This window comes from Dehalococcoidales bacterium, assembly GCA_030698765.1.
Classification (GTDB): domain Bacteria; phylum Chloroflexota; class Dehalococcoidia; order Dehalococcoidales; family UBA2162; genus JAUYMF01.
The window spans coordinates 1-14,889 of record JAUYMF010000082.1; the positions used below are offsets into that span (position 1 = coordinate 1).

Consider the following 14,889-nt stretch of genomic DNA (forward strand, 5'->3'; position numbering starts at 1 on the left):
GTCCGACAGTTCCCCGATTTCATCCCGTGACCTGACCGGCACACGGTAACCAAGCTCGCCCCCGGCGATATGACGCACTCCGGAGATAAGGTTACGGACAGGACGGGTAATCTGCCGGGTAAGCACCAGTCCGACCAGTAAAGCTACCCCGGCGGCAATCAGACCGGCTTGCCACAGTGAGTCATTGACCCGGTCTAAAAAGTCCTCCTCGGCGCCGAGCATCATCGGCATCATGTGAGCGCCTGCTCCGCCCATGTGACCCATCCCCATCCCCTGCCTGCCTGATACCAGCAGGTACAGTTCACCCACCGCCTCTCCGGACGCGGTTATCACCACGCCACCGCTCAGACCGGTCTCCTGGATTTGTCTACCCAGCCATTGTCTATCAGTATCAGCCATAATCACCCCGGAACGGTCAGCCACCAGTATCCGTTCCCCGGCTGACCTCAGCGAGGTCGCCATGACCTCCTGAATATCTCCCCAGCCCTGTTCCCCTGCATAGAACTCCCCGAGGTTATCAGCAACCATCCGGGCATACATCAGGTTACCCTGCGAGACATACTGTTGAAATTCACGGGTAGTGCTGCGGTTGGTGAGGTACGCCATCAGTCCTACCGATACCACCACCATCAGCAGCAGAGCGACGCCCAGCTTCCAGCTCAGACTACGCACTTCGTTGCTCCTCCAGCTTATAACCGACCCCATATACGGTCTTGATATAACGAGGGTGCTCCGGGTCCGGCTCCAGCTTCTTGCGCAGGTTCTTGATATGGCTGTCGACGGTACGCTCATAGCCTTCATAAGCATCGCCCTTTACACCGTCCAGAAGCTGCATCCGGCTGTAAACCCGCCCCGGGCTTCCCGCCATCATCTTTAGCAGGTCAAACTCGATAGGGGTAAGCTCCACAGGCTGATCGGCGCGGCGCACCAGACGCCTGTCCACATCAACAGTGATGTCCCCAACCTGGAGAGCAGTACCGGAGACTACTTTGCCTTCGCTCCGGCGCAGTACCGCCCTGACACGGGAGATGACTTCCTTGGGGTCAAATGGCTTGGTGATGTAGTCATCGGCTCCAAGCTCCAGTCCAATGACCTTATCAGTAATATCGTCACGGGCGGTGAGCATGATAACCGGGACATCCGATTCGCGGCGCAGCTCACGGCAGACATCCCACCCCGAGACCTCGGGGAGCATCAGGTCAAGAATAATCAGGTCAGGCAGGTCACGGCGGGCGGATTCCAGGGCAGACTTACCATCATAGGCAGCCATGACTTTATAACCCTCTTTTTCCAGATAGGCTTTGACGATTTCAACTATCTTTTTCTCGTCATCAACGACCAGTATTTTTTTCACTATTCTACCCTGTCAAACTCCACCGAACATGATAATTTTAGCACCTTTAACCTTCCTGACAAAATGGGCTTGCCTTAAAAGTCATCGCCATGTCACCCTGAGCACGTTCGCTTCGCTCAGTATAAACTCCGCGAAGGGTCTCGGGGTGGCGTAAAGCCAACAAAACCAACGGGGGGAGAGTATTCTCCCCCCGTTCTCTGCCTGTGCTGTGGTCTAGTTAAATCTCAGTCCGCGGCCGTTCATCATACCGCCGTAGCCGGTGCCAGTTCCATTACCCCAGCCACCCATCATACCGCCGTAGCCAGTGCCGTTGTTCCAGCCACCCATCATGCCGTAACCGGTGCCCGTTCCATTACCCCAGCCGTGCATCATCCCGTAGCCCAAGCCGGTCCCGGCCGCGCCATAGCCGCAATGTCCGTTGACACCGGCAAAACCGCCGGCGGTGTTAACCGCCACGCGGATCCTCTGCTCCATTTGCTGGAGCATGAAGTTCGCCTGTTCCTGCGTGAGGACACCAGCTTCCACGCGGGACTGGACAGCTTCTCTTTGAGCAATCGTGATTGCCCCGACCAGTTCGTCCTCAGTCACTCCCTGGGCCGCAGCAATCTCAACCAGACTCTTCCCATCCTGAAGCTGCTGCCAGACCTCCTCGTGGGTCAGCCCCAGCAGGTCGGTGATTGCCTCGGAACAAAGCTCACCATGCCAGCCCTGACCGGGGTAACAACCTTCGGCATACGGCTCCACCTCTTCGGGAGCGTCAGCGAAAACCGTGCTGCCCAGGGTTAAAGCCAGCAGCGCGGCAACGCCGAGTCCGATTCCCAGTACCTTAAACCTCTTCTTCATCTTCTTGCCTCCTTTCTTTATTCTATTTTAGCCGGTCTATCCGGCTGCTATTATCATTTTGAGGCAAAATTATGGAGCAATTATGGAGGTCGGGTGTAAAAACCGTGTAATTTCTTGACAGGTCTTCCACGGGGTAAAGCATAGCACTGGTTCTGCATGGCAGAAGCGTGGTTCCCGGCGAGGATTACCGACTCGCCCCGAGCAACTCGAGCATGGAAGCTGTATCCGTGGCGGGTAGCTGGCACTGGTAGTTACGGCAGACATAGACGGTAGCCATGCCCTTAATGCCGGAATAGTTCCTGATGAACGGCACGATACTATCAATCCCGGCAGACTCCCCAATCGGGCGCAGCATTACCACCTTGTTGGGGATAAAGCTCCGGTTCAGCGCTCGGAGGATCTCCCCGGTATCATCTCCCTGTGGATCGCCGACAATAATCACTTCATAAGATGGTCCGGCGGCAAAGTCAACGGCAACCATGAGCTGGGTATGCGCCGACGGCATTTCAGCGACAGTCCCGGCAAAGGCAGCGCCGATTTCAGCCGACTTTCGTTCAAGGTCGGCATCAGCCGTCAGCCGTCCCAGGCGGATCAGGTTCAACATGGCCATTGAGTTCCCTGAAGGGACCGCCCCGTCATAAATCTCCTTCTGGCGGATGAGGAGACCCTCGGCATCATCGGCGGTGAAATAAAAACCGCCGCCAGCCGCGTCCCGGAAATGTTGCACCATTCCCCGGTTAATTTCGAGCGCGCTTCGGAGATAACCAACCTCAAAGGAGGTCTCGTACATCTCCAGCATTGCGTAAACCAGGAAAGCATGATCGTCCAGATTACCTTCAACCGCCGCCTCACCATCCCGGTAACGGTGCAGCAGCCGACCGTCAGGACTGCGCAGGCGGTTCAAAATAAAATCAGCGGCACGCCGGGCAGCAGCGGCATACTGCGGCGCGTCCAGGATACGGGCACCCTTAGCCAGCGCGGCTATCATCAAACCATTCCAGTCGGTTAATATCTTGTCGTCTTTGTCCGGATGGACCCTCTGATTGCGGCCGGCAAATAATTTCTGCCTTATACCATCAATACGTTCCTGGAAGTCTGTCAACCCCATCCCCGCTTCAGCAGCCATTTCCTCAACAGACCTGGCCAGGTACAGAATATTGTTGCCCGTTTTCACTCCCGACGCTTCGTCGGCAAAGTTCCCCTCTGCGGTGACATTAAACACCTTGACCGCCAGCTCCGCTTCGGCGGCGGACAGCAACTTACCCATTTCATCCCGCGTCCAGAGATAGAACTTGCCTTCTTCCCCCTCGCTATCAGCGTCCTCGGCCGAGTAAAATCCGCCTTCCGGCGACTGCATATCACGCAGAACGTAGCTGAATATCTCGCGGGCAGTTTCAGCATATTCCTCCCGTCCGGTCGCCTGATAAGCCTCGAGGTAAGCCGTCGCCAGGAGTGCCTGGTCGTAGAGCATCTTTTCAAAATGGGGCACCAGCCACCGCGCATCTGTCGAGTAGCGGTGAAAACCGAAACCGACATGGTCATAAATACCGCCAAACCGCATCGCCCGGAGCGTTTTCTCTGCCATGAACAGGGCATTCCCGTCACCGCTACGCTTCCAGTAACGCAACAAAAAGAGCAGATGGTGCGGGCTGGGGAATTTGGGGGCAGCTCCAAAACCGCCATGCTGACCATCAAAGCGCCCCGCCAGCTGCTGATAGGCCAGACGCAATACCGGCTCACCCGGCTCCGGGCCCGGCATACCTGAAGTCTCCCTTTGCAGAGCCGCCATAATCTGACCCGTTGAACTCAGTACCTCGGAGCGACGCTCTGTCCAGAGTTCCCGGACCCGCGGCACCAGTTCCAGCATTCCGATACGCCCGAAACGGGTCTTTCTTGGGATATAGGTACCGGCAAAGAACGGCTCCTTGTCCGGCGTCATGATAATGGTCAGCGGCCACCCCCCGCTGCCGGTCATCATCTGGCAGACTGCCATGTAGACCTTGTCGATGTCAGGGCGCTCCTCACGGTCTATCTTGACCGAAACGAAGGTCTCGTTAATCAACCTGGCAACTTCGGCATCCTCAAAGGACTCGTGAGCCATGACGTGGCACCAGTGGCAGGTCGAGTAGCCGATAGAGAGAAAGACCGGCCTGTTTTCCTCTCTGGCTTTAGTAAACGCCTCGTCTCCCCACGGGAACCAGTCCACCGGATTATCCGCGTGTTGCCGCAAATAGGGACTCTTCTCTCTCGCTAACCTGTTCCGAATATTCATCAACACCACTATACTACTTATTCTTACTGCTAATCTTAGCCGTTCGCGGGAGCTTTTGATATGACTTTTATCTAATTTGTGAAAGGCAAATCAAACCGGGAGTAAAGAATTTTACAAACGCTGCCGGGTATGCTAATTGATATATATATACCAACCGGGAGGTGACATAATGGACGGGAAAGAAATACTGGTTAACGGGTACGAGGATGTACAGGGAGCGCTGGAAAGTACGCTCGACGGGCTCACGGCTGAAGAGATGGACTGGCAACCCAGACCTGACTGCAACAGCATCGGTTGGACTGCCTGGCACCTGATACGCGTGGAGGATAGTCAGATTGCCTCCCTGATGGGGGAGGAGCAGCTCTGGACGAAGGGCGGATGGCATGGCCGGTTCAACCGGCCGGCTGACGCCGAAGACAGCGGATTCGGCCACACCCCGGAGGAGGTAGCCCAATTCAAATCTCCCGCTGTACAGGTATTTATTGACTACGGCAAGGCGGTATCTGAGCGTACCCGGCAATACCTCCTCGGTATGTCAGCAACCGACCTGGAGCGGCCGATAGGCGAGTACTGGGAGGGAACACCCGTTCAGACAGGCTGGCGTCTGCTCAGCGTCCTGGAAGACTGCCTGGAACACGCCGGACAGATGGCTTACGTGCGCGGTCTCCGTCAGGGTAAAGGGTGGCAGCCGTACTGAACAGCGGCACCCCTGAAATAGGGAAAAAGGAGCTGCACCATGGAAGGTTTGGAGGTCAGAAACTCAGGCCGTAAAGGAAGAGGGGTCTTTGCCAGCCGGGATTTCAGTGAAGGAGAGCTGATTGAAACGTGCCATGTCATCCTGTGCCCGGAGCAGGATACGGAGCACATCAACAGGACGTTTCTCTATAACTACTATTTCAACTGGGGACCGGAGCGGAACCGGGTAGCCGTTGCCCTCGGCTTTGGCTCTTTGTACAATCACTCTTATCACCCGAATGCCCGGTATGAAAAAGATCTAGCGAGAAATCTGGTAAATTTCCGGTGCCTGAAACCTATTACCAGAGGTGAAGAGATTACCGTAAATTACAACGAGAACCCCTCTGACAAGAGACCGGTCTGGTTTCTGAAGAGAAAGAGCGAAAAGAGATAGCGGGGAGTTTCCGTCTGCCGGAATTGGTGATCCCGGCGTACTATTCATGCTTGTGGGCTGTTACAGGCCGAACAATAACGCCAGCTTCCGGCGGACCCTCTTCCCGGCATTCAGGTTCCAGCAATTTATTACCGATAGCCGGAAACCGCCCGGAGGCATGGCATGAGCCTCCGGTGGGCTATCCTCATGAAAGGTGATCTGAATGCTGGAGACTTCAGGTTCTTCAAGCAATGCGGAAACCGACTTCCGGTCGGGATGGTGGTACCGCATACCGTGCCTGCCCCACAAGACCACGCTGTAGCCGGTACGTCTTGAGGCATCATCGAAGTACCACTCCCCGTTCGAATAGAGTCCGATGACGCTCTCGAGCCACCCCACACCGTAGAGGTCTACGAACTGATCACTGAACCGCAGGTGGCAGTCGATAATCAACCCGCCGATGGTCTCCAGATTGATCATTCCGGAATAGCCGGCTAAATACTTTTCTATCCATTCACCACAACTTTCCTCAACGGCAGGTAACGTCCCGGACTGTACTACCCAGTAATCAAAGGTGCCTCTGCCAGCCGGGATGCCCTTAGTATGCCGCCACCACACCGGCTTTCCCTGAATCACCGCCACATCACTGCTGATATGTTCACCTTCAAGGAGCCTCATCCACATACACTCACCGTCAAGACTCTGCCGCAATTCTGCCGGCGTGGTGATAACTCCGGTTCCAATCCCCATCCCCCTCAGGTTCTGCACCGGTTTGCCGAATACCGGAAACCGGGAAGGGACCGCCCCGTCTGTCCCGCATTCAATACCCTGGCTCCGGCAAATCAGCACCTTGTTATAGACCCAGCGGTGCTCTTCGTACAGTTCATAGGCCAGTTCATCATCGGTCGGTATGACTAAATCCTCAGGGCAGGATACGTCCTCAAAGTACTGATTACGCCAGGGGTCTCTTTCCACTATCGGCATATCATTCACGTCAATAACTTGAGTATATAGGAACTGTAGTTTCCTCGAATATATTTGTCAATATCGCACTTCAGATGGTTCAGTTCAGTAGTGTTGATACCATTTAGAGGGAAAAGGGAGATATATTCGCAGAAATGGGAACTCTACAATAAAATGGCTAATTTAACCTTAAGTATTGAAACGATATATAATTATGACGATATGAACGTCAGCTCATCAAAGTATTTGATGCAGTTAGGGTGGGACTCCTTTTTCGAGAAAGAGTTTCAGCTAACTGGCCTTGCTGATTCTATTCCGGCTAGAATTGCTTCCGAGTCCAAAGGTTCTTATCAAGTATATAGTCAATATGGTGAATTAACCGCTAAGATCTCGGGCAGACTGCGATACCGTGCCGGGACAGAAAAACAGTATCCAGCTGTAGGCGATTGGGTAGTTGTGAAACCGAAGATCGAAGAGCGGAAGTGTATAATTCAAGCCCTGCTACCAAGGAAGAGTAAGTTTTCCAGGAAGGTCGCCGGGGAACTAACGGAGGAACAAATAGTATCTGCTAATGTGGATACCGTTTTCATCGTAAACGGTCTGGACGGTGGTAGAAATTTCAACCTTCGCAGGATTGAGCGTTACCTGGCGCTCGCCTGGGGCAGTGGGGCTGTACCCGTTATTGTTCTGAATAAAGTAGATCTGTGCCCGGATGCCGATACATTTATTCGGAACGTCGAAGCTATCGCCCCGGGCGTATTCGTTCACCCTGTGAGTGCCAAGAAACGGATTGGACTGGATATGCTGAAGAATTACTTGATCGAAGGGCGTACAGTTGCCTTTCTGGGATCTTCTGGAGTCGGGAAGTCCGCTCTTATCAACGCTTTGCTTGGTGTTGAGAAGCAGAAAATAGGCGAAGTGCGAGACGATGACCGGATGGGCAGACATACTACAACCAGACGTGAGCTCATCATTCTTCCTGGCGGTGGAATGGTGATCGACACACCGGGAATGAGGGAGATCCAGATGTGGGCTAGTGAAGAAGACCTCCAGGGAACATTTCATGACATTGAAATGCTATCCAAAAGCTGTCGTTTTAGCGATTGCACTCACAAAGCGGAGTCGGGCTGTGCAGTGAAAGAAGCTGTCGAACGCGGTGACCTTGATCCAGCCAGGTTAGATAATTATCGGAAGCTGCAAAACGAGCTGAATTATCTGGCTTCAAGAGAGGAAGGCAGCACCCGGCTCCGTGAAAAGGCAAAGTGGAAGAAGATCTCCCAATGGGCAAAAGAAATACGAGACAAATAACGGCCGGTTATTCATTTACCCGCCACTTTTTTAAAGATGGCGTAATGCTTGAAGCGGATTATTATCTAGTAGTCAAGAAAAAGCGTTGACCTTGACTACAGAGCAGCCCCAAAAGTCCCTCGCTGTTTCATCTGATGAGGTCCTCCAGCGCCGAACCGGCGTCCGGGAACCGGAATTCAAATCCCAGCTCTGACAGGTGCCGCGGAATAGCTCGCTGCCCGTCCAGCAGAGCGGTCGCCATCTCACCGAAGAGCAGGCGCAAGGCTAGAGCAGGTACCGGAACGAACGCTGGTCGCCTGATCTGTTGCCCCAGCAGGCGGCTGAATTCCCTGTTAGTGAGTGGAACCGGCGCGGTCAAATTGAACGGACCGCTGGCAGCTTCGTTTTCTATAAGGAAGCGGATTGCGCCAACTTCATCAGCGATATGAATCCAGGGAAACCACTGCCGTCCGCTGCCCAGACGACCGCCAGCGAAGAAACGAAACGGCAGAAGCATCCGGGGTAAAGCGCCGCCTTGCCTGGTGAGGACTACTCCCGTGCGAATAATCGCCCGCCGCACCCCCAGCGCTTCCACCGGAGCCGATGAAGCCTCCCAGCCTGCGGCAAGCCGTGCCAGAAAATCATGTCCCGGCGGCGTCTCTTCTGTAATTTCTTCATCGCTACAGGAACCATAGTAACCGATACCCGAAGCCTGAATGACGATACGAGGTTTACGGACGGCCACTCTCACGGCCTCGATAACGGCCTGTCCCGCGTTCATGCGGCTCTGTAAAATTGCGTGCTTGCGCGCATCAGTCCAGCGGCCTGAGCTGATGTTCTCACCGGCAAGGTTAACGATGGCATCGGCGCCATCAGCCAGGGAGTTCCATCCGTCGATGGTGCGGCCGTCCCAACTTTCCGCGCGTGCTCCTGCCGGTAAGCCGGTAACACGCTCCGGCCGCCGGCTGAGAATTATAACCTCGTAGTCGGGAACCAGAAAGGCAGCAAGTGCCCGACCAATGAGTCCGCTACCACCGGTTATCAGGATACGCACTAACTCTTCCTTCCCGCGGCGATATTTCAGCATCGATAATAATGCAAATCAGATGCCTGTAACTCGGGGCGTGAATATATTCTTCACGGCGGTCTTTCATACATAAATATAATATATCCTGCTTCTGATTGGCCGCAACTCAGTTGCAGGACAACCTGCAATCCCTAACACTATCCGGGCTTGAGTACAAGGACTATTCATGGCGTGATGTTTCCTCCGTCATCACGTTCCGTACCGCTGGACGGTTCTGAGTCCGTTATCGGCTCCGGTTTGCGGGTCTCGGGAACGGGTTCGGTGTCCGGGGTAAGTGTTTGGTCATCTGGATTAGAGGCACCATCTTCTGCCGTACTATCATCCGGCGATGGTCCGGCCGGTTCAGTGGTCGTCCCGGTATCCGGCGCAGGCGCAGGGTCGGGTGGTCTGGTGGTGCCGCTATCGCTGGTCATGTTATCCTCTGGAGTTTGTCTGATTGGCGCTGGTTTCAGCGATGGTCTGGTAGGAGCTTCCGTAGTCCCATCCGGTGACGGAGTCAGTTCGGGCATTCGTATCGTACCCTGGCTGGATGGGTCAGCGGGACGAATCGGCACCGCGCGCTGTCTGGCGTATTCAGTCTCCACAACGGTCTCCGGGGCTTTTCCGGCCAGCGGTACCACTGACACGACTTTGCCGCCGAGTGAGGAGTCTTCAGCGGCATCGAGGTTGATGTGGATAACCCATCCCTGTCCGGCGACGCCTTTTAAGGTTTCTGCGTGCTCGAAGACCACGCTGCCGCCACGTCTCACCTGGATGCTCAGCGGGACAGCCTCCCCGGAGACAGCCCTGACCACTACCGCATACTCGCCGGGGGCAGGTTCCTCAACCGTAATTTGCTGCCGGTCAGGGGAAAGTGCAGCCTTTGAGCCGGTAATCTGGTTGAAAGCCAGGCCGCTGGGCAGGTAGCCGGTACTCGCGCCATTCGGGTCCCGGACCGAGCTGACTCCCGGTATGCCAGTTGAAACGGTTAGCTCGTTCTGAAACGCCCGCGCGGGCACGATGGCGGAAGGTGTTGCCCCCTGCCGTATATCGATGCGCTGTTCAGCCACCAGGCGTAACTCTTTATCAAGACCGATGACATCGATAGCCCCTTCGGTCACGGATAGCCTGGTGCGGCCGGACTCATCTACCTGCGTCCCGAAGGAAGTCCCCCGGGCTACCACTCTGACCTGAGGCATCTCTACCGCGAAATAAGGACTCTCTCCGCCTGCGGCCAGCACATGGTTCCACGTCCCCCCCGATTTCTGCTCCACCGCGATACGCACCGAACGCTGTTCCAGGTATTCCAGTTCACGGACGGTTACCTCTGTGTCCGGCTCCAGCTTCATGGTGCTGCCGTCAAAGAAGGTCAGCAGGGCATAAGAACCGGCATCAGTTCTTACCTGGGTACCGGCCGCCAGCTTCACACCGTCAGTTCCCTGCTCCCACGCGGTAGCACCGGCGGGCATTACTTCGGCGCTGCCCTTCAAGAGGCTGAGCGTATACTCCTGGGCATAAACCGGCTCAGGAGAAAATAAGGGGGAAACCAGCCAGAAGCCAAGCGCCGCCAGAACGATGACTATCGCAGGAACCAGGGGTCTGGCGATAAATCTGTGACCGAGCCAGGAAAGGCCGGGTATCCGGCGGTGTTCCCGGCTGGCATCCCTGGCTTCATTCCGGAGACGTGTCATAAGGCGGGCCTGCGACTTCTGCCGGAACTCCTCGGACGGAGAAACCCTGGGGACGGATAAGACGGTCAGCGCCATTCTCAGCCGCGGTTCCAGCTTCGCTCTGTATCGAGGATAATCGGCAAGACACTGCTCCACCGTCTCACCACGACTGAGACGGGCAAGACACCTATCAAGGATTTTCTGGATGTCATCCGTCATTACTTTTACCTCCCACCGTCAAGCCTCCGCCGCAGGCTATCCAGGGCTCGCATTTGCAGCGCTCTAACCGCTCCCTGGCGCTTCCCCAATATACGACCGATTTCATTATTGTCCGCTTCATTCAGGAATTTGAGCGTGATTATCTGTTTCTGAGCTTCCGGCAGGTCGGAAACCGCGTCCAGTACCTTCTGCCATTCCTCCACGGACTCTACTTCTCGCGTCGGATCTCCGTCGTCAGTAAAATCTAACCCTTCAAGGAATACCTCTCTGTGATTCCGGCGGATAGTGTCAATCGCCTGGTTTCGAGCGATTCGATACAGCCAGGCGGAGAAGGTTTCCTCTTTCCCCCGGCAGGACTTGATCCCCTTCCAGGCTTTGACGAAGACTTCTTCGGTGACATCTTCGGCCATCATCCTGTCACCAAGCTGGTAGAAGACGTAGCGGTAAATACGATCAAGGTAGATGCTATAGAGTGCGCCATAAGCCTCCACATCACCATCAATCGCTCGCTTGAGAATTCCGCTGATGTCGGGTCCGTCGGAAGGGACTGCCACAGTAGCGGTGTCGACCTCCTGTATTAGTAATACGAACGAATGCTGTATGTTGTTACGCGGCTATTCAACTTATTCTAGAAAACGATTAACCGGGGGAAAAGTTATCTTCCCACAAATATACATTGGTGTAAACTCTTATCTCAAAAATGACCACCATAACAAAGCAATATCCCTCTACGTATTAACTTTTAGAAAGAAAAAAGGAGGGCAACATGAAAAGACTGTTAATTCTAATTACCATTCTACTGGTCACCCTGACCGCATTCGCTGTTCCTGTAGCGGCGGCTGCTCCCGAGGGGGACGACCCACCTGACAACAGGCACGAACTGGCGGTAAGAGCACCGCGAGTCATCGGGATTGGTGAGAATGCCGAAATCACGGTAGTTGACCGGGATACCGGCAGACCGGTGAACAGGGCCGGGGTCTGGGCAGTCGCCTTCAGACAAGGTGGAAACGAACCCCTGCCGATCGCGGATGTGGCCTCGGCGCAGGAGGACGGTATTTCCCTGGGCTGGACTGACCATGACGGGAAAGTAATTCACGTCTTCGAGAAAGGCGGAGCCTCCCTGCTGATTGCGTTCAAGGACGGACATCTCCCGGGCTTTGCCTGGACATATGTTCAGTCTGCGAAACAACTGTACATCAGGACTCCTCAATCGGCTGCCGTAGGAGAACCTGTCACGATGGGCATATTTGAACGTAATACCGGCACGCCGGTAGCCGGTGCCGGGGTCTGGGCACTCCTCGCCGATGAGCCGACGATAGCTCCGAGCAGTAGAGATACGGTAGCCATCAACACCGAGACGGATGACCTTGCCGACACCGCCATGAAGAGAGGCATCTTCCTGGGCAGAACAAACAATGAAGGCCGGGTCACCCATACCTTCGAAAAAGCCGGAGGCTACTACCTGGTGGCTGTCAAGGACGGGTATGCTCCGGGTTATGGCAAGATCAGGATTGTTCCAACAACAAGACAGCTTTATATCAGGGCTCCACAATCAGCTATCATAGGAGAACCTGTTACGATGGGCGTCTTTGAATGGAATACCGGCACGCCGGTAGCCGGTGCCGGCGTCTGGGCGCTGCTCACCGATGGCTTCACAGTAGCGCCGGATAGAGAAGACCTGGCTGATATCGCCATGAAAAGGGGCATCTTCCTGGGCAGAACGGATGAAAAAGGGCTGGTGACCCACAAGTTCGAAAAAGCCGGCGGCTATTACCTGTTGGCCATCAAGGATGGGTATGCTCCGGGCTTCGGCAAGATTACTATCAGGCCATCAATCACTCCCAAGCCCATTCCGGTGCCGCAATCAAGCGTGCTCGAACCGGTGACCTCCAGGCCGCAACCCTTAGTTGAGACGGTTAAGAGAATGGTAACCAGATGGCTTCCCGCTCCGGATTCAAGGCCAAATCCGTAGTTTTCATCTCCTTCCCTTAACTTGTGTCTTCAGGTCAAGCTTTGCCTGGCAACCGGGGGCTACCTAGCCCCCGGTCTCGGTCTTTAAAGCTCGTCGTATGCCCTATGCCCTCTATGGGCATTTTTAATCAGCCAAAATATAATACCGTTGGCAGTCGTCTACGATTTAACCATCAGCCAGACGATCGTCACAAGGCGACAAAAATCATAAACTATAATGGGCAATTTTTTGACACCAATAGTTAACGAGCAGGCAACTTTGTTACAACTATATGATAACTAGAGTGAATTTGTAGGCCGTACAGGTCTCGAACCTGTGACACCCTGATTAAAAGTCAGGTGCTCTACCAACTGAGCTAACGGCCCGTATACCCAGTTCAGTCTACCAAATCCTTGATTTCCCTGCAACTCATTTTGTAATCGGAAAAGCCTCATCCTGTGGGAACTCTCAATTCTTTTCACCAATTCCGGCTTCGGCAACGGCCTGTCTCAGCTTTACAAGCTGCTATCAATACTGTATTCTAAAATCTGGAATCAGCTAGAGGAAATCAGGTTGTACAAAGCACCACGCGGCACTTCAGACATTTTACCACGGGAACAGGCTTACTGGCGTCATATTGAGCAAAAGGCAGCTCGTATTTGCCAGCTCTACGGCTATGAGCGCATTGACACGCCGACTTTTGAGGATGCCGGATTGTTCAGTCGCAGCGTCGGGGAGGGGACCGATATCGTCGAAAAAGAAATGTACCTCTTCGACGACCGGGGAGGCAACAAGCTAACCCTGATACCGGAAGGCACCGCCTCAATATGCCGCGCCTATATCGAACACGGCATGCACAATTTACCCCAGCCGGTGAAGCTTTATTACCTGACCTCCATTTTCCGGTACGAAAGGCCGCAGGCAGGCCGGTACCGGCAACACCACCAGTTTGGCTATGAGACTATTGGCAATGATGACCCCTCTCTCGATGCGGAAGTTATTGACATGGCCTGGCAATTCTTCCGTTCACTGGATATTCCCCGTCTGTCACTCAGTATTAACAGCATCGGCTGCAAGAAATGCCGGCCATCCTTTCTCGCCGCCCTGAAAGACTACTACGGCAAACACGCTGACAGACTTTGCGCGGACTGCCAGGTCAGGCTGATAAAAAATCCCTTGCGCCTGTTAGACTGCAAGGAAACCACCTGCCAGCCAATCGCCAATGCCGCCCCCAGGAATGTAGACCACCTTTGCCCGCAATGCGCCGAGCACTTCAACCATCTGAAGAGATACCTGGACCTGCTGGCGATTCCTTTTTCAGTGAACCACCGCCTGGTGCGCGGACTGGACTATTACACCAGGACGGTTTTTGAGATTCAGCCGGAAGAGGAAGGTGCCCAGAGCACAATCGGTGGGGGGGGGCGCTATGATGACCTGATTGAAACACTGGGCGGTAAACCAACTCCGGCTCTCGGCTTTGCTACCGGCATCGAGCGCATAATAGCCAACCTCAAAAAATTCGATATTCCCGTCCCCCCGCTACCCGGCCCGCAGGTCTTCATCGCTTATCTGGGCGATGAAGCCAAAGATAAAGCGGTAAAGCTGGCGGGTGAGCTAAGGCAAGCCGGTATCTGCGTACTCGAGACCACCGGCAGCAAGAGCCTGAAAGCCCAGTTGCGCCAGGCAAATACCATCGGTGTCCGGCACACGATTATTATCGGTGACCGGGAGATAGAATCAGGCACCGTGATACTGAAAGACATGACCGGCACCCCGGAGAGGGCTATCCCGCTCCATCAGCTGGCGGAAATCCTGAAGTAGCATTCCCTGAACCATGGTTCAGAATTCCGCCTCATCACCAAAGTGCCATATCAGTTGAATATCCCGCTACTGGTTTTTTATGCGCTATACAGTCATGGCTGATATTCACAGACTCTGCCGCGTTGCTTATGACATCCTCTCCCCGAGACGAGATGCTTGACAGTGGACTACCGGAGCGCCTGGCAACCCGCCTGAGCTACGGCCTATGACCGGACTCCGGAAAGTCAAAGCCGGCGTTACGGAAACTTGTAGAATTTAAAAAGAGGGCTTATAATGATGCCACCATAACTTAGTTTTCCCGGTTTGCTGCCCTATTTTAACGACTATCAGAAATA

General features: G+C 54.5%; 13 protein-coding genes and 1 tRNA gene. 5 read left to right on the forward strand and 9 right to left on the reverse strand.

All coding sequences use genetic code 11. The features are described from left to right. The 4 genes from Q8Q07_03705 to Q8Q07_03720 form a co-directional block, all read right to left on the reverse strand. A partial coding sequence (locus tag Q8Q07_03705) for a HAMP domain-containing protein (protein MDP3879396.1) occupies positions 1–672 on the reverse strand: 672 nt, incomplete at its 3' end. Beyond that, positions 665–1,354, reverse strand: coding sequence for a response regulator transcription factor (locus Q8Q07_03710; protein ID MDP3879397.1), 690 nt, complete (start codon positions 1,352–1,354; stop codon positions 665–667). The genes Q8Q07_03705 and Q8Q07_03710, both read right to left, overlap by 8 nt. A 213-nt stretch (positions 1,355–1,567) precedes the next feature. Beyond that, a complete protein-coding gene (locus tag Q8Q07_03715; protein ID MDP3879398.1) occupies positions 1,568–2,197 on the reverse strand; it encodes a DUF2680 domain-containing protein in 630 nt (209 codons plus the stop codon). A gap of 184 nt (positions 2,198–2,381) precedes the next feature. Then, on the reverse strand, positions 2,382–4,469 hold the full coding sequence (locus tag Q8Q07_03720) for a thioredoxin domain-containing protein (protein MDP3879399.1): 2,088 nt from the start codon (positions 4,467–4,469) through the stop codon (positions 2,382–2,384). A 169-nt stretch (positions 4,470–4,638) separates the two neighbouring features. Between Q8Q07_03720 and Q8Q07_03725 the strand changes: the two genes are divergently transcribed. Both Q8Q07_03725 and Q8Q07_03730 read left to right on the forward strand, forming a co-directional pair. Beyond that, a complete protein-coding gene (locus Q8Q07_03725) occupies positions 4,639–5,166 on the forward strand; it encodes a DinB family protein (GenBank protein ID MDP3879400.1) in 528 nt (175 codons plus the stop codon). Positions 5,167–5,205: 39 nt separating this feature from the next. Beyond that, on the forward strand, positions 5,206–5,598 hold the full coding sequence (locus tag Q8Q07_03730) for an SET domain-containing protein (GenBank protein MDP3879401.1): 393 nt from the start codon (positions 5,206–5,208) through the stop codon (positions 5,596–5,598). Positions 5,599–5,658: 60 nt separating this feature from the next. Here Q8Q07_03730 and Q8Q07_03735 read toward each other — a convergent pair whose 3' ends face one another. After that, on the reverse strand, positions 5,659–6,561 hold the full coding sequence (locus tag Q8Q07_03735; protein MDP3879402.1) for a hypothetical protein: 903 nt from the start codon (positions 6,559–6,561) through the stop codon (positions 5,659–5,661). A gap of 153 nt (positions 6,562–6,714) precedes the next feature. Between Q8Q07_03735 and rsgA the strand changes: the two genes are divergently transcribed. Then, positions 6,715–7,848, forward strand: coding sequence for a ribosome small subunit-dependent GTPase A (gene rsgA, locus Q8Q07_03740; GenBank protein MDP3879403.1), 1,134 nt, complete (start codon positions 6,715–6,717; stop codon positions 7,846–7,848). Positions 7,849–7,975: 127 nt separating this feature from the next. Here rsgA and Q8Q07_03745 read toward each other — a convergent pair whose 3' ends face one another. From Q8Q07_03745 to Q8Q07_03755, 3 genes are all read right to left on the reverse strand, one after another. Continuing rightward, positions 7,976–8,881, reverse strand: coding sequence for a TIGR01777 family oxidoreductase (locus tag Q8Q07_03745; GenBank protein ID MDP3879404.1), 906 nt, complete (start codon positions 8,879–8,881; stop codon positions 7,976–7,978). A 197-nt stretch (positions 8,882–9,078) separates the two neighbouring features. Beyond that, positions 9,079–10,782 (reverse strand): FecR domain-containing protein, encoded by a 1,704-nt coding sequence (locus Q8Q07_03750; protein ID MDP3879405.1) that lies wholly within the window; start codon positions 10,780–10,782, stop codon positions 9,079–9,081. 5 nt (positions 10,783–10,787) lie between these two features. Further along, entirely contained in the window at positions 10,788–11,336 is a 549-nt protein-coding gene (locus tag Q8Q07_03755) for a sigma-70 family RNA polymerase sigma factor (GenBank protein MDP3879406.1), read from the reverse strand. Positions 11,337–11,548: 212 nt separating this feature from the next. Between Q8Q07_03755 and Q8Q07_03760 the strand changes: the two genes are divergently transcribed. Further along, a complete protein-coding gene (locus tag Q8Q07_03760; GenBank protein ID MDP3879407.1) occupies positions 11,549–12,754 on the forward strand; it encodes a hypothetical protein in 1,206 nt (401 codons plus the stop codon). A gap of 292 nt (positions 12,755–13,046) precedes the next feature. On the opposite strand, the gene Q8Q07_03765 is transcribed toward Q8Q07_03760, so the two are convergent. Beyond that, positions 13,047–13,119, reverse strand: a tRNA-Lys gene (locus Q8Q07_03765). A 187-nt stretch (positions 13,120–13,306) separates the two neighbouring features. Between Q8Q07_03765 and hisS the strand changes: the two genes are divergently transcribed. Beyond that, the gene (hisS, locus tag Q8Q07_03770) at positions 13,307–14,554 is read left to right on the forward strand and encodes a histidine--tRNA ligase (protein ID MDP3879408.1); all 1,248 of its coding nucleotides are present in this window, start codon (positions 13,307–13,309) and stop codon (positions 14,552–14,554) included. The last annotated feature ends 335 nt before the right edge of the window (positions 14,555–14,889 follow it).

Excerpts from the sequence above, each read along its gene's own strand:
- Q8Q07_03715 (MDP3879398.1), bottom strand. The coding sequence starts at position 2,197 with ATGAAGAAGAGGTTTAAGGTACTGGGAATCGGACTCGGCGTTGCCGCG.
- Q8Q07_03720 (MDP3879399.1), bottom strand. The coding sequence starts at position 4,469 with ATGAATATTCGGAACAGGTTAGCGAGAGAGAAGAGTCCCTATTTGCGG.
- Q8Q07_03725 (MDP3879400.1), top strand. The coding sequence starts at position 4,639 with ATGGACGGGAAAGAAATACTGGTTAACGGGTACGAGGATGTACAGGGA.
- Q8Q07_03730 (MDP3879401.1), top strand. The coding sequence starts at position 5,206 with ATGGAAGGTTTGGAGGTCAGAAACTCAGGCCGTAAAGGAAGAGGGGTC.
- Q8Q07_03735 (MDP3879402.1), bottom strand. The coding sequence starts at position 6,561 with ATGCCGATAGTGGAAAGAGACCCCTGGCGTAATCAGTACTTTGAGGAC.
- rsgA (MDP3879403.1), top strand. The coding sequence starts at position 6,715 with ATGGCTAATTTAACCTTAAGTATTGAAACGATATATAATTATGACGAT.
- Q8Q07_03750 (MDP3879405.1), bottom strand. The coding sequence starts at position 10,782 with ATGACGGATGACATCCAGAAAATCCTTGATAGGTGTCTTGCCCGTCTC.
- Q8Q07_03760 (MDP3879407.1), top strand. The coding sequence starts at position 11,549 with ATGAAAAGACTGTTAATTCTAATTACCATTCTACTGGTCACCCTGACC.